This is a genomic window from Clostridium sp. UBA6640 (genome assembly GCF_002455975.1).
Taxonomy (GTDB): Bacteria; Bacillota; Clostridia; order Clostridiales; family Clostridiaceae; genus Clostridium_J.
The window spans coordinates 53,865-77,466 of sequence record NZ_DKLM01000080.1; the positions used below are offsets into that span (position 1 = coordinate 53,865).

The window sequence follows — 23,602 nt, forward strand, 5'->3', positions numbered from 1 at the left end:
AAAAGAATAACTTTTAACTGGAACAAAGTAAAAAATAAAAATGTGTATCCTTTTAATGTAAAATCGTTAATGAACACTGACTTTATAGATACAGAACATAATGTAGTTTTTTAGTAGGGGAAAATGGATCTGGTAAATCAACATTATTAGAGGCTCTTGCTCATAAAATTGGATTTTCCATAAAAAGTGGAAGCCAAAATTCTATACTTGATAGTTCTTTAGACGATTTATCTTTGAGTTCTATCATGACTTTGTCATGGCTGCCTAAAATTAATAATGGCTTCTTTTTAAGAGCAGAAACTCTATTTAATTATGCTGAATATCTTGAAGATTTGGCAAATGATCTTTATGTAGATAGAAATGAAGTATATGCTGCTTATGGAAATAAAGAGCTTTATGCTCAATCCCATGGTGAGTCTTTTTTAAGTGTAATAACAAATAGATTCTCTAGAAAAGGGATTTATCTTTTAGATGAGCCTGAAGCTGCATTGTCACCTGAAAAACAAATAGCTTTTTTAAAAATACTTCACGATACTATAGATGAAACAAAATCTCAATTTATAATTGCTACCCACTCACCAATAATAATGTCTTATCCAAATGCAATTATATACGATTTTAATGGTGATTTTATAAAAAAGATAGACTATGAAGATACTGAACATTTTAAACTTACTAAAGATTTTTTAGATAATAGAGAAAGATATTTTAAATATTTATTTTAATATACAACTTAATAAATAAAAAAGCCGCGATGCTTCACGGCTTTTGTTTTATAAATTATTGTCTTTATTATTTTCTATACCTAGCTTCTCTAATATCTCTGACTTGCCTACTCTATTTACTCCACTATATTCAACATCTTCTTTGTCATCAATTTTAATATTATATTCTCTTTCGATTATTTCTTTTATTCTAGGTCTGCAAAAGGTTCCTTGGCACCAACCCATAGATGCTCTAGTTCTTCTTTTTACTCCATCAATGGTTGTAACCTTAATGCCTCTATGAAGTGAATCTATAATTTCGCCTTCTGTTATCTGCTCACATCTACAAATAATCTTTTCTGGACAAGAATCTATATCTATCTTATCTTTTATTTCCTTAAAAGGCACAAGATCTTTTTTAGTAATTATAGGCTTTCTATAAGCTATAAAATTATCTTTCTTCTTAAGAACACATCCTGCATTTTCTAATATTTCTTTAACCATTAGTGCTATAGCAGGTGCTGAAGTAAGACCTGGTGACTGAATTCCTGCCACATTTATAAATCCCTTTGTAGATGTTTCTTCAATTATAAAATCATCTGTATTACTTCTAGCTCTTATGCCTGTAAAGCTTCTTATAAATTTATTAATATCAATTTTATCTGTAGTATCTTTAGCAAGTTCCAATATTTTATTCATTCTTTCTATATGAGTAGAAGTATCATCTTTTTCTGAATCATCGGAAGCATCTGGTCCTATTAATAAATTACCATGATAAGTGCTTGTCGCCAAAACACCTTTGCCATAAGTGGTAGGCATTTGAAATACTACTGTATTAAGAACTTTTCCTGTATCTCTAGCAAATAGTAGATACTCGCCACTTCTAGGAAGAATTTTAAAATAATCCTCCCCTACCATAGAAGAAATTTCATCACTATAAAGCCCTGCTCCATTTATTACAAACCGTGAAGAAAAATTTCCATTGTTGGTCTTTATATTAAAAATATTGTCCTCTTTTTCTATAGATAAAACCATATTATTTAAGAATAACTCTACACCATTTGTTATAGCATTTTCAGCAAGTGCAATTGCCATCTCATAAGGAGAACAAACTCCTGCTCCTTCGCAATAAAGAGCATGTTTTACATTAGGATTAATATCAGGTTCAATTTTTAATATCTCTTCTTTATTTATAATGCTTAAATCATGGCAGCCGTTCATAATTCCATTTGCCATAAGACCTACTAGTGGTTTTATATCTTCTTCAAAGCTGATTACTAATGAGCCTGTTTTTCTAAATCCAAAATTCAATTCTTTATCAAGCTCTTCATACATCATTCTTCCCTTATAACAAAGCTGCCCTTTTAAAGTACTGTGTTTTTCTGCATAGCCTCCATGAACTATAGCACTATTTGCCTTTGTAGCACCCATAGAGACATCAACGTCTTTTTCTATTAGTGCAATAGAAAGATCATATTTAGAAAGTTCTCTTGCAATTGCTGTGCCTACAATTCCTGCCCCTATAATTGCTACATCATAAATCATACCCTTCTCTCCTAAGCTACATATTTCTTGTTGCTATTAAGTCTATTCCTGTTCCTAGTACATTTTCAATTATTACATCTCCAACTTTAATTGGTGAAGATACTTCAATATTATCTAAAAGTTTCATACAATCAAAGTTTAAATCTTTAGGTATTGCACCATTAGTTTTTACAGGAAGTCTATTATGAATTCCTCCCTTTATCTTAACAGTTGAAGTTACAACTCTTGTTGGAGAAGTTAATTCTTTAACCCCATATTCTGCGCCTCTTGGACATAAATTACCACTAACTTTATAATCATTGTCTACATCTATCTCTAGATGACACCCTCTTGGGCATACTATACATATTAACTCTTTAGTCATAATTAACTCTCCTTCTCCACAGAAATTATTATTTCATCTTTATTAACGCTTTCGAGAATAGTCTTAGGAATCATTATTTTTTCCATTTCTCCTGGTGCCATATGCTTTCTCTTAAAGCTTAAAAGTTCTTTATCATCAGCTTTTACCTTTATAGCCACATCTTGATAAACATTATTTACTCTCATAAATACATCTATTCCCTTATCAAGATTTTCTACTCTTACTTTTTGTGGTACTGTGTAATTTATAGCATTACCATTTTTAATATAAATATAGTCTTCGCTATTTTTAATTTCACCTTTTATATATTTTGCTGCATTACGTCCTGCCCTTTGGCTTTCAGCAGTAACAAAGTCAACTAAATCGTGTACGTGAACTACATTTCCACAAGCAAAAATACCTTCAACACTAGTTTCCATACTTTCATTTACTACAGGTCCACTAGTTCTTCTATCTATTTCAACGCTTGCCTTTTTAGATAATTCATTTTCTGGTATCAATCCTACTGATAAAAGAAGAGTATCGCATTTAAATTCTATTTCCGTTCCTTTAATAGGTACTCTATTTTCATCAACTTTTGAAATTACAACAGATTCAACTCTTCCATCACCTTTTATATTAGTTACAGTATGTGAAAGATATAATGGAATATTATAATCATTTAAGCATTGAACAATATTTCTATTTAACCCATTTGAGTAAGGCATTAATTCAACTACAGCATGAACCTTAGCTCCTTCAAGAGTCATTCTTCTCGCCATTATAAGTCCTATATCACCAGAACCTAATATAACAACATCTTTTCCTACCATATAGCCTTCCATATTAACGTATCTTTGAGCTGCTCCTGCTGTAAATACTCCCGCAGGTCTGTCTCCTGGAATTGCTATAGCTCCTCTTGTTCTTTCTCTGCATCCCATTGCAAAAATTATAGCCTTAGTATTAATTATCATATATCCATCTTCTGAATTTATAGCATGAATTTCTTTATTTGGTCTTACATCTAAAACCATTGTATCTAACTTAACATCAACAGTAGTTTTATTTAATAAATCTATAAATCTTTGAGCATATTCTGGACCTGTAAGTTCTTCTTTAAAAGTGTGAAGTCCAAAACCGTTATGAATACATTGTTCTAGTATTCCTCCAAGTTCTTTATCTCTTTCAATTATTAATATATTTTCTACTCCATTATTATGTGCTTCTAATGCTGCTGCAAGTCCAGCTGGACCTCCACCAATAACTACTAAATCGTAATTCATTTTTACGCCTCCTGCTATTTCTTTTTAGTTTCACCTGTTAAAATATAAGAATTATTTTTGTCTAGAACTATTTCTTCAAGATTTTTTCCAAGTTCTCTTGATAGAATTTCTTGAACTCTTGGGCCGCAGAATCCACCTTGACATCTTCCCATTCCAGGTCTGCATCTCTTCTTAACTCCATCTAGAGTAGTTGCCCCTACTGGTCTTCTTATACTATCTAATATTTCTCCTTCTGTTATGTTTTCACATCTACAAATGATTCTTCCATAGCTCGGATTTTCCTTGATTACTTCAGCTTTTCTCTCTGGTGAAAGCTCCATAAATACTACTTGCTTACGTTCTCTTATAAAGTTTTTATTTTCTTTAAGCTCTAATCCGCTATTTTTCAAAAGTTCAATAGCCTCTAAAGCTATTGCTGGTGCTGAAGATAATGCAGGAGACTTCATACCTGCTAAATCTATAAATCCTTTTGCATCTTCTGCTTCTTCAACAATAAAATCTGGTCTTTCAGAATAAGCTCTAAGCCCAGCAAAGGTTCTTATACTATCTCTAAAAGCAATGTTTTTAACAGATAGTGAAGCTTTTTCTTTAACGAAATTTAATTGCTCAGTTGTTGTTGAGAAATCTTCCCTGCTTATTGTACTTTCTGAATCTGGTCCTACAAGAAGATTTCCATGAACTGTAGGTGTAACAAGTACCCCCTTACCACGTTCATTTGGACATTGGAAGATTGTTTTATTTACTAATTCTCCTTGTGTTTTATCCATTACAAAATATTGTCCTTTTTTAGGGCTTATAGTATATGCAGGTTTAGCCACCATATTATGAACTTTATCTGCATAAATTCCTGCTGCATTTACTATATACTTTGTATAAATAGGCATATCTGAATCATTAACAACTATTTTATATCCATCTTCTGATTTTTCTATTGAGGTAACTTCAGCATCTAATTGAAGTTTTACACCGTTAACTACTGCATTTTCCATAAGAGCAATTGTGTATTCCCATGGTCCTACTATTCCACCTGTAGGTGCATGTAATGCCCCTGCTACTTCTGTGCTTAAATTTGGTTCAAGTTCTAAAACTTCTTCTTTAGTTAATATTTGAAGATTTGGTACTCCATTTTTTATACCATTTTCATAAAGTGCATTTATTGTTTTTAAATCATCCTCATCAAAAGCTAGTACTAATGAACCTATTCTTTCAAAAGGAACATCTAAATCGTTGCATATTCCTTCAAACATTTCATTTCCTTTAACATTTACCTTAGCCATCATAGTACCATTTTTAGGGTCATAACCCGCATGAACAATAGCACTATTTGCTTTTGTTGTCCCATTTGAAACATCATTTTCTTTTTCTAATACCTTCACATTTAAATCATACTTTGCAAGTTCTCTTGCTACAGAAGCTCCTATTATTCCTGCTCCTATTACTACTACATCATACATAAACAATTCCTCCCAAAGTCATACTTCAATTTGCAATTCACAGTGCACAATGCACAATTTATGGACATTTCTCAGCTATGCTGAGAAATTAAAAATATTTAATTTGGTAAGTAAAAAATAAAGCACTAATAATGATTAATTTATTAAAAGCTTTTTTCAGTTTAACCATGTACTTCTTATAAGGATTACTTACTAGAATCTAAAATAACTATTTTTCAAATTCTCAGTTCACTGAGAATTATCCTTAATTGTGAATCGTGAATTGTGCACTGTGCATTATATTAAGCATCATGTTCTTCCCACTCTTGGGCTCTTACAACTGCTTTTCTCCAGTTTTTGTAAAGCTTTTGTCTTGTTTCATCATCAAGATTTGGTGTGTATTCGTTATCTACATTCCATTTATCCATAATCTCTTCTTTATCTTTCCAAAAGCCTACAGCAAGCCCTGCTAAATAAGCTGCACCTAGTGCAGTGGTTTCTCTTATAAGTGGTCTTCTTACTATCTTACCTAAAATATCTGATTGGAATTGAAGTAAAAATCCATTTGAACTTGCTCCTCCATCAACTTTTAGATCTTCAAGCTCAAGTCCTGTATCCTCTATCATTGCATCAATTACATCCTTAGTTTGATAAGCTATAGATTCAAGAGCTGCTCTAATTATGTGATTCCTATTTGCTCCTCTTGTTAACCCAAAAATAGCTCCTCTAGCGTACATATCCCAATAAGGTGCTCCAAGTCCAGTAAAGGCAGGTACTATGTAAACTCCTCCATTATCTTTAGCCTTTTGAGCAAAGTATTCTGTATCATTTGCATCATTTACTATTCTAAGCTCATCTCTAAGCCACTGAATAACTGCACCTCCAACAAATACACTTCCTTCAAGAGCATAATGCACTTTATTGTCAATTCCAATTGCAATTGTTGTTATAAGGCCATTTTTACTTTGTATTATTTCATCACCAGTGTTCATTAGTAAGAAACATCCTGTGCCATATGTATTTTTTGCAGATCCCTTTTCAAAACAAGCCTGGCCAAATAGTGCTGCTTGCTGATCTCCTGCCATTCCTGATATAGGTACTCTTGTTCCGCCTTTTCCACCAAGGTTAGCTCTTCCATAAATTTCACTGCTATTTTTAACCTGTGGAAGCATACTTTTAGGTATATCCAAAGCCTCTAATATTTTTTTGTCCCATTCTAGTGTTCTAATATTAAAAAGCATTGTTCTAGATGCATTTGTATAATCTGTAACGTGAACTTTTCCATTAGTTAGCTTCCAAACAAGCCAAGTGTCTACTGTTCCAAATAATATTTCTCCCTTTTCAGCTTTTTCTCTAACTCCTTCAACATTATCTAAAATCCATTTGATTTTCGTAGCAGAGAAGTATGCATCCACAACAAGACCTGTATTTTCTCTAATATATGATTCCCAGCCATCTGCCTTTAGTTTGTCACATATTTCTGCTGTTCTTCTACACTGCCAACCTATAGCATTATAAACTGGTCTTCCTGTCTCTTTGTCCCATAAAATTGTAGTTTCTCTTTGATTTGTAATTCCTATAGCAGCTATATTTTCTGCTAGTAATCCTGTCTTTGCTAAAACCTCTGTTAAAACCCCATATTGAGATGCATAAATCTCCATAGGATCTTGCTCAACCCATCCCTTTTGAGGATACATAGGTGTAATTTCCTTTTGAGCAATCTCGAGAATATTTTGCTCCTTATCAAAAATTATTGCTCTTGAACTTGTAGTACCTTGATCTAATGCTACAATATACTTTTCCATGTGGTATTCCTCCAATCATATGTTTAATCTAGAAAGTTAATATATAGCTTAATACAACTTCGGATATATGTTTAAAACAATTGGCAATTCAGGAACTTAGATTAATTTATTTTTGAACGAGTCTGCTAATTTTCATGAATGAATATTAAATATTTCATTAGTAAATTTAATAATTACATAGCATAAAATTATCCCTTTATTTTTACCAATTATTTAATAAATAGAAAACAAAAAACTACAAAAACAACACACCTAAAAAGGCGTTTTGTTTTTGTAGTTTATCTCTTAATCTCTTACTACATAAACCATATTTCATTTTTTGTTGAAGATACTGCTGTAGCTCCTGCTTGAAGTGCTAACATTATATCCTCTTTATCTTCAATTAATCCTCCAGCAATAACTGGCAGATTAGAAAAACTAACTATTCTCTTTATAATCTTTGGCATAACACCAGGTAAAATCTCAATAGCATCTGCATATCCAGAATTCATATGTTTTTTACTACCCTCAAGGGACAATGAATCTAGTATGAAACACCGTTGTACTGTTATAAGCCCTTGCTCCTTAGCATTTTTTATCATACTAGCTTTAGTGCTTATAATTCCATCAGCTTCCGTATTTTCTTTTAGAAAATTTATTATAATATCTCGATTTGAAAGTCCGTCAATTAAATCAATGTGAACAATGGCTATTTTATCACTATCTTTAACTTTTTTAACTATGTTTCTAATGCTGCATATATCACCAAATAGAATAAACACAATCTTCGAATCAGCTTTTAATGCTCTTTCAAGCCCTTCCATATCCTTAACAGCGGATACTACAGGTATATCCTCTAAAGCTTCATAAAACAACTTTCTCATCTTAGTACCTTCTTACTATTTATTATAATATAATTGTTACATAAAATAAAGTAAATGAAAAGGTTTTTCCTCATATTTTTAAAAAATTGCATAAATCATTGTGAATTTATGCAACTTTTCTCAATAGCACTGTTAATTTTTGCTTATGTATTTATGTTATTAGCCATTATTTTTAATTTTCTCTTTATCTATGTCTACTAATCTTAAAGGTTTTACTGATGGTCCTTCTATTATTTCACCTTTTATAGTAAATCTTGAAGCATGGCAAGGACAATCCCAGCTTTTTTCACTATTATTCCATTGAAGCTCACATTGCATATGAGGACATATTATCTCCACACCATAATAGTTATCTTCCTCATCTCTATATACTCCTATTTTTCTCCCCTTATATTCAACTACCCTCCCTTCGCCTTTATCTACTTCCTTAATAGATTTCTCAGGATAATCCAACTTTCCTTTAGTATATCTTTGCGTAAACTTGGAAGCATTCCCTCCTAGCTCCTTAATTGATGATGCTACATTAAGTCTTGAAGGGGTATAAACATCTATCCAAGGGCTTTTACCATTACTTATTAAATCAGTAATAATCATTGCTGCAACAGTTGAGCTAGTCATTCCCCACTTTTGAAATCCTGTAGCTACATATAAATTTTCTGTATTAGCAGAATACTGTCCTATATAAGGTACTCCATCTAATGGTGTCATGTCCTGTGCTGACCATTTATATATAATTTCCATATTCTCATAGAGTTTTTCTCCGTATTTCTTTAATGCCTCATAGCATTTCTCAGTATTATAAAATTCCCCAGTTCTATGGGATTCTCCACCTAATAACAATATATCTCTATCACCTAGTTTTTGTGTTCTAAAAGATCTTTTAGGATTCTCTGCACTTATATACATTCCATCTATATTTATATTTTTAGTATCTAATCCTAATACGTAGGAACGCTCTCCATGCATTCTTATAAAATAAAGACCATGACTATTTAAAATAGGAAAATGGGTTGCAACTATAACCTTATTTGCAGTTATCTTTTCATCTTTAGTTGAAAGAATTAATTTTTTATCCTCTTTATCCACATCTAAAATTCTAGTATGTTCAAATATGTATGATCCATCGCCATTTACCTTTTCTGCTAAAGCTAAAAGATATTTTCTAGGGTGAAACTGTGCTTGATTATGAAAAACCACTCCTGCCTTTATATCAAAAGGAAGAGCTACTTTCTTAGCAAACTCAGCAGATATTCCTAAACTTCTAGCTGCTTTTACTTCCCTTTCTATTTTATCTATGTATTCCTCGGATTCTGTGTAAACACAAGATATTTTTTCTTCAAAGTCACAATCAATATTATTTTCTTCAATAATCTCCTTTATCTTTTTAATTGCTGATTGGTTTGCCTCTGCATATTGCCTAGCGTTTTCCTTTCTAAAATCGTTAATGAGCTTATCGTAAATTAAATCATGTTGAGAAGTTATTTTTGCAGTAGTATTTCCTGTACCATTTTCACCAATTCTATTTCCTTCAAATACGGCAACATTAAATCCACTCTTCTTTAGCATATAAGCAGTGCTAATCCCTACAAGCCCACCACCTATTATTGCAATATCAATTTCAAAATTACCATTTAGTTTTTCATAATTTGTAGTTTTTGTAGTATCTAACCATAAGGATTTATTTATATTTATCATAATATCCCCTCCTATATATTAATTTTTACAAATAAGAGGATTATTATTTACAAAATGCTAATTTTGCAATTATTATATGTTTATAATTATAATATGATGATATTAACTTTGAAGTTGATGGATATCTCAAAATAATTTACATTTTTAAAATTAACTAAGAATATTTATATGGTGAGGTATTGAATGAAAAACGAGAAAAATATAAGAGAAACTTCTGCATTTAAACTATTTTTGCATTCTTACAATAGATTGATGTTTACCTATTGGGAAAATCTTATTTTTGAAACAATATATAAACTTTTAGCTATGATAGTATTTATTCCTATGATTTCTATGATATTTAACGGGCTATTATCTATTGCAGGTTTTAAAGCAATCACTAATAATGAACTTTTAAGATTTGGTTTTAGTAGGTATGGCTTTTTAACTGTTTTAATACTGCTTCCTATAGCTATAATTCTTATTTTCTTAGAATTTTCTATGCTTATTATAATTTCTTATTATAGTAACAAAGGAGAAAGAGTTCTCATAGGAGATGCTTTTATAAAATCTCTTGGATATTTACCTTATGTATTTAAATATGGAATTTTAGGAATAGCAACATACCTTCTTCTTTTAGTTCCACTATTAAATATAGGCGTAGGCTCTACTCTTTTACCTTCTATAGAAATACCTAACTTTATATCAGGAGAGTTATTTAAAACTACAACCGGCATAATATTTTATACGATAACTTTTGCTATTATTATATATTTAAATATTAGATGGATTTATTCTCTTCATATTATAGTACTTGAAGGAAATAAAAATTTTAAAGCTGCTGCTAAAAAAAGCAGTAAAATGGTTAAAGGGAATTACTTTAAAATTGCACTAAGAGTGTTAGTAAGTATATTTATATATGTATTATTTATGCTTTTATTAATATCTCTATTAGCCTTTATATTAATATTAATTTACCTTTTACTAAGCAATATAATTGCAGAAGAAAGTATTATTTCTTCCGTAATAACATCCATTTTCTTTACTTTAGTGGTTATTGCTTTTTATATCTCCACATCAATAATTACACCTTTTTATATAAATCTTATAACTAAGTTGTATTTAGATAGATGTGGTAAAAATGAAATCAATATTGAAAAGAAGAATATAAAAACTGCTAATGACAATGCGAAAAGCTTTTTAGTTAAACATAAAAAATCCTTTGTTGTTTTTCTTTTATTGCCATTTGTAATTATTTCTTTTGTCCTACCTATAGTTGTAGACCCATTTGAAGGTGGGTATACAGATTTAGTAATTATGTCACATAGGGGAAGTTCATTACATGGTGTGGAAAATACTCTAGAGGCAATAGAAGGTGCTATAAATGAAAAAGCTGATTATGCTGAAATAGATGTGATTCAAACTAAGGATAATGAGCTTGTAGTAATACATGATTTTAACTTAAAAAGGCTTGGGAAGGTTAATGCTAATATCTCTGAACTTACTTTAGATGAAGTAAGAGAAATAACATTAAGGCAAGGTGGTTTTACAGGCAAAATTAGCACCTTAGATGAAGTTATTAAACTTTCTAAGGGAAAAATAAAGCTAAATATAGAAGTAAAGCTGCATGGAAAAGAAGAAGACTTTATCAATAAATTTATACAAGTTATTAAAGATAATAATTTCATAGACCAATGTGTAGTTCAATCTACAAACTTTCCTATTTTAAAAGAAATAAAAAAAGCTGAACCTAAACTTAAAGTAGGCTATATAATATATGCTGGAATTCCTAAAGTTGAATTTATTGAAGTTGACTTTTTAACAATAGAAGAATCCTTAGTAACAGATAAAATTATACATGCTTCTAGATTACTAAATAAACCTATATATGTGTGGACTGTAAATAGCAAGAGTTCTATGGAAGACTTTTATCTACTAGGTGTAGATGGAATAATCACAGATGATGTTCCTACTGCTAAAAAAGTAATAGCTGAAATGAAAGAAAAATGATTTCTTGCCGCATACGAAGATATAAACTAGGTTTTCATTAAAATCATTATAGGATAGTAATCCTCTAGTAAAGGACATCCAATGAGAACATTAATATATTTTTCTCATTGGATACTTTTATGCTAACTAATCACTTTACCTTTTGAAATAAGTACATTCTTAGTGTTACTTACTTTCTCATAGAACAGTATATCTTTTCTTATCATTTGAAGAATTAGATGTATTCCAAGTACAGGTAAAGCTAGTATTAATAATATTACAAATCCTACTTGTATGTATGGATTTGTATTTATTAAATAAGATTGTGTAGCAAAATTCATGTAGCCAAAGACACCATAATATAAGATTGAATATCTTATTAAAACTTCTTTAAATTTCAGTTTTTCCTCTGTGCCTTTTATTTTTATTCTAACTAAGGATTTTCCTAGTGTTTTACCGTTAGTTGCATAAGGTAGCACTATGAAATATAAGAATACCACTATTGCATTAGCAAGTATATTCTCTTTATCTCCAAAATAAGATAATACGATATCAAGTATAAACCAATCTACACTAAGAGCTAATGTTCTTCTTATATATCCTACTCTTATAATATCTTCATTTATTTCTTTATCTAAAAGTTTTTGTCTTGGCATTAAATATGAGAATACAGGTGTTATTAAGTATCCTAAATATCCACCTAAAGTATTTAACATTAAGTCGTCAACATCAAATAGTCTATATGGACAATTATATATTCCATATATTCCTGTTAATTGAGTTACTTCAAAAAATAAAGATGTTAAAAAGCATATCACTACTGTTTGTTTTAAACTTCTTTTAAAGTAATATCTTAAATATACCCCCATTGGTAAAAGTAATATAGCATTAAAAAATGCTTGTAAAAATGCAGGCTCTTTAAGAATTCTTAAGTACGTTGCAGGATTTGATAATACTACTGATGTTTCTTTTATAATATCTTTTATAAAGTTAAAAGGTACTAATTGATAGAACTGTCTACCAGCCGGTATCCAACTACAAGTATCACGAGTAGGCGGTAATGGTAAAATTATTAGATAAAATGCCACTAAACAATAATATAAAAAAGAATATAATATTAATGCTCTAAATTTATTTATGTAGTTATATTTTCTATATTGATAGATAAGAAAAGGAACAGTTAGCGCAAAAGCAAGTAGTAAAAATGTTGCAAATGCTACAAAAATGGATTGAGAATATACACTCATTTAAATCATCTCCTTTTCATCTTAAGTTATTAAAAATATCCAATATCAACTTAGTGTAACTCTATTTATTATAAAATATTTATACTATAATTATCACTAACTATAATTCTCATCTGAATATATTTTAATCTATATTTATCATAATAGTAAGTTACATTAATGTCACATAGAAAAATAGTTCATATAATAAATTAAAGCGTGGAATTTTATCCACGCTTTTAATCTATTTCTTTTTAATTACAGGTATTTGGATTTCTGTTATATAATCATCTTCATTATTAGAATTGCCCATTCCTACAAGATATACCTCTCTTATATTATCCGCTATTTCATAGTCATTAGCTTCAATCCACTTTAATGCAAATTCATAAGATTTGCCAATCATTTTAAAAGAGCCTTTATGAATATAACAAACCATATTTTCTACAGGTTCGAAATATTTTACTTTAACTTTGTCACTTTCAGGTATATCAAATTCTATAGGTTCTACTACTTCCGTATCTACATTCTTTTCTTTATATCCGTATTCATGATATATGCTAAAGCATGGTCCGCTTATTTTACCTTTACTCGCAAATACATGTTGATTAAGTTCACTCCATAAATTACCTTGCTCTCCATAGCTTTCTACTACATCTCTAACAGAAGCTGCCTTAAATCCTTCTACTTTTTTAATAACTATATCATAATTATCCATCATACAGTCCTCCTTATTTAAGTATTCAACTAAAAAATTTATTTCTTTTAATGTATCATTAGACTTTGAAATTTCTTCTTTTATCTCTTTTTCTTTTTCTCTTAATTCTTTGATTAATTCTTCATTAGTTAAATTTTCATTAAAAAGCTTTTTAATATCCTTTAAAGAAAATCCCGCATTCTTTAATAGTAGTATTTTATTTAAAGTTGATAGCTGATCCACATCATAATATCTATATAATGTAAAATCATCTATCTTTACAGGTTTTAAAAGTCCCCTATCATCATAATGTCTTAAAGTTTTAACAGAAACTCTTCCTATCTTAGAGAATTCTCCTATTTTAATCATATATTTACCTCCTTGTGCACATTGAGGATAAGAGAAAAATTATAACTTAAACTATGATTTTCTAAATATAAAGTTTTTATTGCACGTTGCACATCTAGATATATTTCCTAGTAAATTCAACTTTATAATTAATTAAAAATTCTCTTAGTTATTTGTAATTTCCCTCTAAATAAATAATAAACCCTCCTATTATAGGAGGGTCAATAGAGTTTTTAATTTTTTATTCTACTGATTTAAGTTTATTTAATTCCAAAGAAATTGTCTCTTTTTCTCTAACTACAGTTTTAGGTTTAACTAATTTTTCATTTATTAAAATGAATCCACTTTTAATCCCTTCTTCTATCTTAGAACGACTTAAATCTAAAATTTGATTTGATAACAATTTATCTAACCTTACTTTTTCATTAATAACGTCAATAGTTATTTCAACATAATCAAATCCTTTAGCAATTAAGTCTTCTATAAATATCATATCGATTTTAGATTCTCTTTTGTAAACTTCACCATCTAAATTATTTAATCTTGGAATTGCTTTAAAAGTATTTAGCATCTTATTCCATGTATGATTATTAGGGCATTTGTATATAGCATAGTGAAATATATTTTTTCCATTTGCATTTTGTCTTCTTTTTAATGAATCTATAAATATAACTTTTTTTCCACAGTTATGACAATATCTTTCTTCGCTGTCTAAATTATTATTATGAATTTCCCAATTTAAATATAATACTTTCTCCATATTCCTCTCTCCTTAAAACTTCAAGAGGAATATTTATTTTAAGGGACGGTTCATTAAAATTTGCAAAAATAATAAACTCTATCCTGGTTAGTAATGCATTAATCATAAACTTTATACTCCTCTTGTTTATTGATTTGAATACACTACTTTGTAATAAGGAGTCATACGATTTCACCTACTTTCATAAGGCATATGAAAGAAAATAAGAAGTTAAAGATGTTAGTATACTTTGTATCAGACAAGGCATCAGGTTCCGCTCATAGTGGTATCTATGTGCAGGCTCTGACAACGCAGTATGATACAAATTAAGTTAACATACTAGCTTATTATTTTTTGAATATGCCTAAAAAGGCTATAAGAAGATAATCCCTCTTATAGCCTAAATTTTTTAAATTCTTAATTTTAAACTAAGTAAAGCAAAGCTAACTCATAAATTATGAGCAAAAATTAAGATTAAGGCATTTGAAAGAAAATAATAGATCAAAGATGTTAGTATATTTTTTATCAGACAAGGAGTTAGAATTTAGTCATAGTGGCGCTATGGGTAGATTCTAATGACGCAGTATGATACAAAATAGGCTAAGATATTCCTCTATTATTTTTTTGAAGATGCCCAATTTGGCTCTATAAGTTTTCTACCTTCTAATTACTAATTTTTAAGAAGCATAACAAATAAACCTAATTACTTAGGTATTTTAAAACTTCTTTATTAATTAAATAAAAATTTAATTAGTAATTAGATGGTTTCATAACTACAAGCCCTCCAAAACTTAATCTTTATAATTTATAATATATGATACCAATCTAAAATTGTCAATAAAATATAGAATATTCAAACAACAATCTATTAACTCAATATACAATAAAAAACACTATCCTAAAACTCAGGATAGCATTTTTGTTGTAACTTTATCTTTTTATTAATGGAAAGGCAATAATATCTTTTATTGAATTTGCTCCTGTTAAGAACATTATCATTCTATCAATTCCTATTCCGAGTCCTCCTGCTGGTGGCATACCTACGTCTATTGCTACAGCAAACTCTTCATCCATAGGACTTGCAGTTTCAAGACCTGCTCTTAATTTATCAGCTTGATCATGAAGCAGCACTCTCTGTCTTAATGCATCATTTAGCTCTGAATAAGCATTTCCAAGCTCCACCCCATAAGCATAAGGTTCAAATCTTTCTATTAACTCAGAATTCTTTCTATGAACTTTGCAAAGAGGTGAAGTTTCTACAGGAAAATCTATTACAAAGGTAGGCTCTACTAGCTTTGAAGCTGAATACTCATCAAAAATAGTCATTATTAGATCACCTTTTGTCATATCTTTAATATCTAATCCTTCTAAAGCTTCATCACTTAACAATTCTCTTTCCTCGACTATTTTTACAATTTCTTTCCTTGATAAAAACTCTACATCAATCCCCGTATCTTCTTTTACCAAATCACACATTCTAGCTCTTCTCCATGGCGCTTTAAAATCTATTTCTACGCCGTCATAAACACTCTTTGTTGTTCCATTTACTTTAGTAAATACATACTCATATAAATTCTCCATAAGCCTCATCATATCTGTGTAGTCCGCATATGCCATATAACATTCAAAAAGAGTAAATTCAGGATAATGAGTTCTGTCAATGCCTTCATTTCTAAATGACCTTCCTATAGTGTAAACCCTGTCTACGCCCCCTACCATAAGTCTTTTTAAGTAAAGCTCAGGAGATACATTCATATAAACGTCAGAACTTAGTGCATTTACATAGGTGACAAAAGGTTTTGCTTCCCCTCCACCATATTTAGTATCCAGAATAGGAGTTTCCATTTCAAAAAATCCCATGCCGTTCATAAATTCTCTTATATAGCTTAAAGCTCTTGAACGTTTGATAAATCTTTCCTTAACCTCTGAATTCATAATCATATCTAATGAACGATGTCTTTGTCTTAAATCCATATCTTGAATTCCATGGTATTTTTCAGGTAATGGTCTTATGGATTTAGAAAGTATAGTAACCTCACTAGTCTTAATTGTTATTTCTCCTGTTTTAGTCTTAAATACTGTACCTTCTACCCCAATAATATCTCCTGTATCTATAAGTTTTAATAAATTATACTTTTCATTACCTAATGCACCTTTATTTAGGTATACCTGTATATCTCCCTCTTGATCTCTTAAGTTTAAAAATGTTACATTTCCCATTCTTCTAAGAAGCATTATTCTTCCTGATAGCGTATAAACTTCTTCTTCTTTTATATGATCAAAATTATCTATTATATAATTTGAATAAACGCATTCTTTAAAACCATATGGGTATGGGTTTACTCCTCTTTCTATTAACTCATTTAATTTTTTAACTCTTTCCACCACAAATTCATTTGCGTCATTCATTATTTCTCTTAATTCTTCAATATTTTCATAATTTCTAAACATCAATGATACCACCTTTCATTTTTAAAAGTTAGACATCTTCTTAAAGTGACCAGTAAATATGCTGGTATATTTTATATTAGATATCTTATTAAAATTAAAAAAAGTCAAAAATAAAACTCTCACCTCCAAGACAATAGTCTTGGGGACGAGAGTAACTAACTTCGCGGTACCACCCCAGTTTGTTAATATGTCACCATATTAACCTCTTCAAGTACGTCACAATTTCTGTGATTATACCCTAGCTCTATAACAGGAGCCACTGTCAAAGTATACTTTTAACTAATAAGCTAAAATCCACTTGAAACTCAGAGTCTTTTTTCAATAAATAATTTATTCGCTCCCTCTCACCTACTGGAGCTCTCTGTGCAACAATTAATTTATCTACTCTTCTCTTCATCGTCTTTATATTTTAAATATTATTTTAATTCGAACAAATCCAAAAGTCAATAAGAAAATTAACTTTTTTTATAAAATTCCTAAAATTATATGATTTTCTTCTAAACTTTGTTTATACCAGCTTTAAACAAAGCTATAATTATGAATATTTTGCATGGTTATACAATTTTTTAGTTATATTCTATATTTTTATTCCTAATAATTTAAAATTAATTGCAAATAAGGGTTGGCGAATTAAAAATAATGTATTATTATAAATATTGTTTGTATAATTATTAACTTTATAAGAAAGGAACTTAATTAATGGAGAATTTAAATCAAAGAAAATATTCCTCAGCTGATTTGTTACGTTTTATTATTCCATCATTAATAGGGGTACTATTTTTTATGACACCTATTTTATTCAATGGAGATATTACTATACCTGTAGCTGTATTATCTAAATTTGTACTTAATTATTTTATAGAAATACTACCAATTGTTATGACTGCCATTATATGCGTAACTGTAACAGGAACTATTTTAACTAAGATATTTAAACCTAAATTTATCTTAAAAAATAGCTTTTTAAATACATTATTTAATATATCACCTATTTGGTTGATTGCAAGAATTGCTGGTATGATCTTTGCAGTTTGTACTGCATTTAAAATAGGGCCTGAAATGATTTGGTCAGAAAATACTGGAGGATTGCTTTTATATAGCTTGTTACCTATTCTATTTTCTGTATTCTTATTTGCAGGTATGTTCTTACCATTGCTTTTAAATTTTGGGCTACTAGAATTTTTCGGTACGTTGTTAACTAAGATAATGCGTCCTATCTTTAAATTACCTGGACGTTCCTCAATAGATTGCATTGCTTCATGGCTTGGAGATGGTACCATTGGAGTGCTTTTAACTAGCAAACAATACGAAGATGGATTTTATACCACTCGTGAAGCAGCGGTAATAGGTACAACTTTTTCTGCTGTATCTATCACTTTTAGTCTTGTTGTAATTTCTCAGGTAAATCTTGGTCATTTATTTGTGCCATTTTACCTAACAGTTACCTTTGCAGGGATTGTGGCAGCAATCATAACACCACGTATTCCACCGTTATCTAGAAAGCCAGATACCTATTATGGAGATAATAAGCAAAATGTTAAAGAAGAAATTCCTGAAGGTTTTACTTCTTTTCAATGGGGATTAAAACAAGCTGTTGAGAAAGCTAGTAAAAGTAGTGGCGTAACAGGAGTCTTAGCAGAAGGTGTTACAAATGTTTTAGATATGTGGATGGGTGTTATACCTATAGTTATGTCAATAGGTACTTTAGCATTAATAATAGCGGAATATACCCCTATATTTAGGTTTTTAGGAATGCCATTTATTCCTTTACTTGAATTATTAAGAGTGCCTGAAGCAAAAGAAGCTTCTCAAACTTTAATTGTAGGATTTGCAGATATGTTTCTACCTACTGTTATAGGAAGTACTATTAAAAGTGATTTAACTCGTTTTGTTATAGCTTGTACTTCAGTAACGCAACTTATATATATGTCTGAAGTAGGTGGATTGCTAATAGGCTCTAAAATTCCTGTTTCCATAAAAGATTTAATAATAATCTTTATTGAAAGAACTATAGTAACTCTACCAATTATAGTACTGATTGCACATATATTGTTTTAAATATAATATATTTAAATAAATCCTAGGAAGCTTTTTTCCTAGGATTTTATTATTTATTAGATAACTTATTCTTCATCATAAAAATCTAAATAAGAATGTTTTTCTCCATCTTTTTGCCATCCTAAAATAGCATCCATATTTACATTTTGCGCTGATCTAAATATAGATTTATCTACGTCATTAAAGTTTTTCTTTAATTCTGCAATTAGATCCTTAATTTCAAAACGTTTATTTCCAATTTTCTTAGCTGCAACCATACATGCGCAGTTTAATGGCCATATACCGCTGCTTTGAGTGAATTTTTGAATATAACATTCCTCTACATAATAAAGAGGACGAATTAGTTCTAATCCTTCAAAGTTGGCAGCTTTTAACTTAGGAAGCATAGTTTTATAGTTTCCTGCATAAAGAACATTTAATAGTGTAGTTTCTATAACATCATTAAAGTGATGCCCTAATGCAAGCTTATTACAACCTAATTCTTGTGCTTTTGAATATAATGCTCCACGACGCATTCTTGCACACATGTAACAAGGATAATCCTTAGCAATATCATCTACAATTTTAAAAATACCAGATTCAAAAATATGAACTGGAATATTTAAATAGTTACAATTATCAATTAGTAACTCTTTAATATTTTTATGATAACCAGGGTCCATAGCAATAAACTCTAGCTCAAAATTCATCTGTCCATGACGTTTAAGCTCTTGAAATAACTTAGCCATAACTAAGCTATCCTTACCACCAGATATAGCTACGGCGATTTTATCCCCTTCTTCAACTAAATTATAATCTTTTATTGCTTTAATAAATTTAGACCATATGGTTTTTCTATATTTTTTAATAAGACTACGCTCAATTTCTTCAAGTGGCTTTCTTTCATTAAAAGGAATTAAAACCTCGCAACCACTTCCTGCAATTTCGCTCATGCTATCACCTCTCTTTTCACGAAAACATTATACCATCAATAACGGTTTTTGTCTTTCGAAAGTGTTTAAATTATATTGGTATTATGCATATTCTATGTTAATATTTATATATAAATACAATTATCCCAAAATAAGGAGTGTATGTAATGTTTTCCAAAAAAATTAAAGCAAGGATTTCTATTATATTATGTTCATTAATGATTTTAAGTATTATTGGGACAGTGAATTTATTTTCAAAAATAGAAGATGGATACAAAAAACAGTTAATTAAAGAAATAGAATCCCTTATCACTGAAGCAACTAGTATTGGTGCAGAATTTGACTCTAGCCAACTAGATTTAGAAGCTCAATCAACAAAGGATTTAACTGATATAGGATTTCTCTTGAAGTTTGGTATAGAATGTCAAAAGAAATCAAATGCTCAAAAACTGGAGATGAAGCAGCTTGCTCATAAATCAGTGCCTTCCGAGAAATATATTGCTGAAGAAGCTTATAAAACCTATGAAGGCAATACTATTTTAAATATTGATGAATCCAATGTATCTTTTCCTTATGGAATTGATATAAATATTCACTATTCCTTTGTACAAAATATAGATGAATATGGATTATATACTCAAAGAATGTATAAAGTGTTAGATGTCAATTCAAATATTAATAATGATAATATCAATGAAGAAAATTTTACTATAAAAAATTTTGAACAAAAAAACTGGTATATATCTAAAATGACAGATTCTTATGCTCAAATCTGTGGCTCAGCTAAATATACATTAGAAATTCCCGGACAAGGCCTTATAACTTGTGCAGTTCCTTTTTCCGCAAANNAATAGCTAATTAAATTTAATATATAAAAAAGTCATCTAACATAATTATGATAGATGACTTTTAATCTATTCAGATAAATTCCTTATAGATGGATCTTCAAAGAAAGTATTTGCATTATAAAGTATTAACATATCATTTATTTGATTTTCCTGTATTAGTGTATTTAGTCCCTCATTATAATATCTAAGGTCTACCATATAAATTTCACTAAAATGAGATGTTAAAAAAGGTATAAAGCTGTTTGCATAAGAATCTTTAACTACTAATAGCTTTTTTCCTTCACCCTTATTAGTTGTTATTTTAATTAATGGATGATTTCCATTGAAAAACACTGTATATTTATCTTTTTTATTGATATTATTCATATCATAAAGAGATTCATAGCTTTTATCTTCACCTAAATACTCTACTTTATATTTTTCATCATCCTTTGGTAAATATAATTCAATAATGTCAGGGTTTAAATGCCTAAAGCCACTTTTTGAATATAGTGATCCATAAAATTCATCTGTAACCTTTTGTATATCAAAGTATTCTTCTCCCTTTGGAGTAATCCCCATCTTCTTACTTAGTTCCTCATATGCATAATATGCGCCTCTTGTTGTCCAATGGTGATCTGTTTTATAAAATATGTACTCATCTTTTTTTGAACTTAAAGTATCATATAAATCAACAAAATTTATATCATTATTTATAGATTTTTTAACTATATCAATGTATGTAAGCTCATCACTATCAGAAACATAGCTAGGAAGCTTATCTTCTAATATCTTAGCAGCAGTAGGCACTAGCATAAAATATTTATTAACATTAGGTGTTACCTTGTCAAAGGAATTTATTGTTTCTACCTTATTCTTCAAATCCTTATCTTCTGGTTTATTAAATTTTTGAATTAAGAAACCATCTTTGCCTAAATAAACATCATTATTTTCCTTTTTTCCTATACCTCTATCTGCATCAGATTTAACTCCTATCCAAAAATCTCTTAGTGCAAATTGATCAGAAATATACTTTTCATAATTTGAAGTAAACTTTCCACCCATAAGATTTTTAAATGAAAACTTTGGTAGTTGCTCTAAGTTTCTATTTTCTGAATCTGAAAATTTCCTATTAGGAGTTAATATGTTTAAAGTCACCATAAAGCCTATAAATAATAAAAGCAATATTGCCATAATGTATTTATATATTTTGTCATATATATTCAAGAAAAACACCTCTTTCAAAGTGAACATATTAATACTATTAAAATCTAAAGTATAAGAAAGGATTATATGTTTCATTTACTAAATAAGCAGTTGAAAGAACTATTAATATTAAATATATAGGTGGAACAACTATGGCACCTACCATCTTCAATCTTTCTCTTATACTTATAATAACCTTTCTTGGAAGTGGAGTTGAGCAAATTGCTAATACTATAAACAATACTATATTAGTTGATATGTAATATAATGTCTTACTGTCCATTAATAAATGCTTCCCAAAACCAAACATAGTTCCTATGAATCCCATCGCTAAAGATAGGCTTTCAAACTCAAAAAACACCCATCCAACAATAACTACAATAAGAGTATAGATATGTCCTATAAATTTAGGCCTATTCTTAAGCCACTTTAAAAAGAACAGCTTTTCTATAGTTACAAAGAATCCAAAATACAATCCCCACAAAATAAAGTTCCAGTTTGCTCCGTGCCATAATCCTGTTAAAAACCATACCACAAGCAGATTTCTAAACTGCTTTAGCTGTGTTGTTCTGTTTCCACCAAGAGGAATGTATACATATTCTCTAAACCATGAACCTAATGAAATATGCCATCTACGCCAAAACTCGGTTACACTTTTTGATATATATGGATAATTGAAGTTTTCCATAAGATCAAAACCAAACATTTTTCCAAGACCTAGTGCCATATCAGAGTATCCGCTAAAATCAAAATAAATTTGGAAGGTAAAGGCAATTATCCCTAACCATGCAGAAATTACTGTAAGCTCTGCCATAGGGGTTGCTTTCACACTGGTCCAAAGAAGTCCTATATTATTTGCAAGAAATACTTTTTTAGAAAGTCCTCTTATAAATAATTCTGCTCCTTCACCAAACTTATCTAAAGTTTCTTTTCTTTCATCTAATTGCTTAGCAATATCTCCATATTTTACTATAGGACCTGCAACAAGTTGTGGGAACATAGTAACATACGCCCCAAAAGATATAATGTTTTTTTGCACAGGCACTTTGTCTAAATATACATCAATAGCATATGACATAGTTTGAAATGTATAAAAAGATATTCCCACAGGAAGTGGAAGAGTTGAAGCATTTATACTTAAGTTAAAAATATTATTGATATTATCCACTACAAATCCATAGTATTTAAAGAAACAAAGTATCCCTAAATTTACTACAATGGAGTTTATAAATACCGCTCTAGTAATTCCCTTACGTTCTCTATACTTATCTATAAGTAAACCGTTAACGTAGTCAAATACTGTTGAAAATATCATTATTAATATGTACATTGGCTCTCCCCATGCATAAAACACAAGGCTTACTAAAAGTAATATTAAATTCCTAAGAGACTTAGGAGATATATAATAAATAAGAATAGTTAGTGGTAAAAATAAGAAAATAAAAATTAAACTACTAAATACCAAAGTTTGTCCACCTCCTAAGCAACAACCTAACTCTA

Annotated in this window: 18 protein-coding genes and 1 other annotated feature; of the genes, 3 read left to right on the forward strand and 15 right to left on the reverse strand. The window is 29.5% G+C overall.

Translation table 11 applies throughout. The annotated features are described in order from the left end of the window. Positions 1-245 precede the first annotated feature (245 nt). Positions 246-725 carry an AAA family ATPase gene (locus tag B2W91_RS08885; RefSeq protein WP_291580138.1) on the forward strand — a complete coding sequence of 160 codons (480 nt, stop codon included), beginning with the start codon at positions 246-248 and terminating at the stop codon, positions 723-725. 48 nt (positions 726-773) lie between these two features. Here the strand turns inward: B2W91_RS08885 and B2W91_RS08890 are convergent, their stop codons facing one another. The 7 genes from B2W91_RS08890 to B2W91_RS08920 form a co-directional block, all read right to left on the reverse strand. Further along, positions 774-2,249 carry an NAD(P)/FAD-dependent oxidoreductase gene (locus tag B2W91_RS08890; RefSeq protein ID WP_291580139.1) on the reverse strand — a complete coding sequence of 492 codons (1,476 nt, stop codon included), beginning with the start codon at positions 2,247-2,249 and terminating at the stop codon, positions 774-776. Between the two features lie 16 nt (positions 2,250-2,265). Next, a complete protein-coding gene (locus tag B2W91_RS08895) occupies positions 2,266-2,613 on the reverse strand; it encodes a DUF1667 domain-containing protein (RefSeq protein WP_291580140.1) in 348 nt (115 codons plus the stop codon). Between the two features lie 2 nt (positions 2,614-2,615). Beyond that, on the reverse strand, positions 2,616-3,875 hold the full coding sequence (locus tag B2W91_RS08900; protein WP_291580141.1) for an NAD(P)/FAD-dependent oxidoreductase: 1,260 nt from the start codon (positions 3,873-3,875) through the stop codon (positions 2,616-2,618). Positions 3,876-3,889: 14 nt separating this feature from the next. After that, positions 3,890-5,329 (reverse strand): NAD(P)/FAD-dependent oxidoreductase, encoded by a 1,440-nt coding sequence (locus B2W91_RS08905; protein WP_291580143.1) that lies wholly within the window; start codon positions 5,327-5,329, stop codon positions 3,890-3,892. 281 nt (positions 5,330-5,610) lie between these two features. Then, a complete protein-coding gene (glpK, locus tag B2W91_RS08910) occupies positions 5,611-7,113 on the reverse strand; it encodes a glycerol kinase GlpK (protein WP_291580145.1) in 1,503 nt (500 codons plus the stop codon). A 296-nt stretch (positions 7,114-7,409) separates the two neighbouring features. After that, a complete protein-coding gene (locus tag B2W91_RS08915) occupies positions 7,410-7,976 on the reverse strand; it encodes a glycerol-3-phosphate responsive antiterminator (protein ID WP_291580146.1) in 567 nt (188 codons plus the stop codon). Between the two features lie 159 nt (positions 7,977-8,135). Then, entirely contained in the window at positions 8,136-9,671 is a 1,536-nt protein-coding gene (locus B2W91_RS08920; protein WP_291580147.1) for an FAD-dependent oxidoreductase, read from the reverse strand. A 183-nt stretch (positions 9,672-9,854) separates the two neighbouring features. On the opposite strand from B2W91_RS08920, the gene B2W91_RS08925 reads away from it, so the two are divergent. Then, positions 9,855-11,660 carry a glycerophosphodiester phosphodiesterase gene (locus B2W91_RS08925; protein ID WP_291580148.1) on the forward strand — a complete coding sequence of 602 codons (1,806 nt, stop codon included), beginning with the start codon at positions 9,855-9,857 and terminating at the stop codon, positions 11,658-11,660. Positions 11,661-11,782: 122 nt separating this feature from the next. Here the strand turns inward: B2W91_RS08925 and B2W91_RS08930 are convergent, their stop codons facing one another. The 5 genes from B2W91_RS08930 to lysS all read right to left on the reverse strand — a co-directional run bounded on the left by B2W91_RS08930 (position 11,783) and on the right by lysS (position 17,100). Further along, positions 11,783-12,886 carry a VanZ family protein gene (locus B2W91_RS08930; protein ID WP_291580149.1) on the reverse strand — a complete coding sequence of 368 codons (1,104 nt, stop codon included), beginning with the start codon at positions 12,884-12,886 and terminating at the stop codon, positions 11,783-11,785. 223 nt (positions 12,887-13,109) lie between these two features. Further along, on the reverse strand, positions 13,110-13,931 hold the full coding sequence (locus B2W91_RS08935; RefSeq protein ID WP_291580151.1) for a MerR family transcriptional regulator: 822 nt from the start codon (positions 13,929-13,931) through the stop codon (positions 13,110-13,112). Between the two features lie 220 nt (positions 13,932-14,151). After that, positions 14,152-14,670, reverse strand: coding sequence for a S4 domain-containing protein (locus B2W91_RS08940; protein WP_291580153.1), 519 nt, complete (start codon positions 14,668-14,670; stop codon positions 14,152-14,154). Beyond that, a complete protein-coding gene (locus tag B2W91_RS08945) occupies positions 14,633-14,776 on the reverse strand; it encodes a hypothetical protein (RefSeq protein WP_291580154.1) in 144 nt (47 codons plus the stop codon). The genes B2W91_RS08940 and B2W91_RS08945 overlap by 38 nt, the downstream gene beginning before the upstream one ends. 803 nt (positions 14,777-15,579) lie before the next feature. Continuing rightward, positions 15,580-17,100: a lysine--tRNA ligase gene (lysS, locus tag B2W91_RS08950; protein WP_291580156.1), complete on the reverse strand. Its 1,521-nt coding sequence runs from the start codon at positions 17,098-17,100 to the stop codon at positions 15,580-15,582. Positions 17,101-17,238: 138 nt separating this feature from the next. Next, positions 17,239-17,506: a binding site (T-box leader), on the reverse strand. A 293-nt stretch (positions 17,507-17,799) separates the two neighbouring features. Here lysS and B2W91_RS08955 point away from each other — a divergent pair. Further along, entirely contained in the window at positions 17,800-19,158 is a 1,359-nt protein-coding gene (locus B2W91_RS08955; protein ID WP_291580157.1) for a YjiH family protein, read from the forward strand. Between the two features lie 65 nt (positions 19,159-19,223). Here B2W91_RS08955 and B2W91_RS08960 read toward each other — a convergent pair whose 3' ends face one another. From B2W91_RS08960 to B2W91_RS08970, 3 genes are all read right to left on the reverse strand, one after another. After that, positions 19,224-20,090, reverse strand: a complete 867-nt coding sequence (locus B2W91_RS08960; protein WP_039634776.1) for a tRNA 2-thiocytidine biosynthesis TtcA family protein — start codon at positions 20,088-20,090, stop codon at positions 19,224-19,226. A gap of 893 nt (positions 20,091-20,983) precedes the next feature. After that, positions 20,984-22,123: a DHHW family protein gene (locus B2W91_RS08965; protein WP_291580158.1), complete on the reverse strand. Its 1,140-nt coding sequence runs from the start codon at positions 22,121-22,123 to the stop codon at positions 20,984-20,986. Between the two features lie 37 nt (positions 22,124-22,160). Next, a complete protein-coding gene (locus B2W91_RS08970) occupies positions 22,161-23,567 on the reverse strand; it encodes an MBOAT family O-acyltransferase (RefSeq protein ID WP_291580160.1) in 1,407 nt (468 codons plus the stop codon). Positions 23,568-23,602: the final 35 nt, after the last annotated feature.

Coding starts and splice junctions, on each gene's coding strand:
- B2W91_RS08890 (WP_291580139.1), bottom strand. CDS start 2,249: ATGATTTATGATGTAGCAATTATAGGGGCAGGAATTGTAGGCACAGCA.
- glpK (WP_291580145.1), bottom strand. CDS start 7,113: ATGGAAAAGTATATTGTAGCATTAGATCAAGGTACTACAAGTTCAAGA.
- B2W91_RS08900 (WP_291580141.1), bottom strand. CDS start 3,875: ATGAATTACGATTTAGTAGTTATTGGTGGAGGTCCAGCTGGACTTGCA.
- B2W91_RS08940 (WP_291580153.1), bottom strand. CDS start 14,670: ATGGAGAAAGTATTATATTTAAATTGGGAAATTCATAATAATAATTTA.
- B2W91_RS08960 (WP_039634776.1), bottom strand. CDS start 20,090: ATGAGCGAAATTGCAGGAAGTGGTTGCGAGGTTTTAATTCCTTTTAAT.
- B2W91_RS08925 (WP_291580148.1), top strand. CDS start 9,855: ATGAAAAACGAGAAAAATATAAGAGAAACTTCTGCATTTAAACTATTT.
- B2W91_RS08920 (WP_291580147.1), bottom strand. CDS start 9,671: ATGATAAATATAAATAAATCCTTATGGTTAGATACTACAAAAACTACA.
- B2W91_RS08930 (WP_291580149.1), bottom strand. CDS start 12,886: ATGAGTGTATATTCTCAATCCATTTTTGTAGCATTTGCAACATTTTTA.
- B2W91_RS08915 (WP_291580146.1), bottom strand. CDS start 7,976: ATGAGAAAGTTGTTTTATGAAGCTTTAGAGGATATACCTGTAGTATCC.
- lysS (WP_291580156.1), bottom strand. CDS start 17,100: ATGTTTAGAAATTATGAAAATATTGAAGAATTAAGAGAAATAATGAAT.
- B2W91_RS08955 (WP_291580157.1), top strand. CDS start 17,800: ATGGAGAATTTAAATCAAAGAAAATATTCCTCAGCTGATTTGTTACGT.
- B2W91_RS08905 (WP_291580143.1), bottom strand. CDS start 5,329: ATGTATGATGTAGTAGTAATAGGAGCAGGAATAATAGGAGCTTCTGTA.
- B2W91_RS08885 (WP_291580138.1), top strand. CDS start 246: ATGACTTTGTCATGGCTGCCTAAAATTAATAATGGCTTCTTTTTAAGA.
- B2W91_RS08895 (WP_291580140.1), bottom strand. CDS start 2,613: ATGACTAAAGAGTTAATATGTATAGTATGCCCAAGAGGGTGTCATCTA.
- B2W91_RS08945 (WP_291580154.1), bottom strand. CDS start 14,776: ATGATTAATGCATTACTAACCAGGATAGAGTTTATTATTTTTGCAAAT.
- B2W91_RS08935 (WP_291580151.1), bottom strand. CDS start 13,931: ATGATTAAAATAGGAGAATTCTCTAAGATAGGAAGAGTTTCTGTTAAA.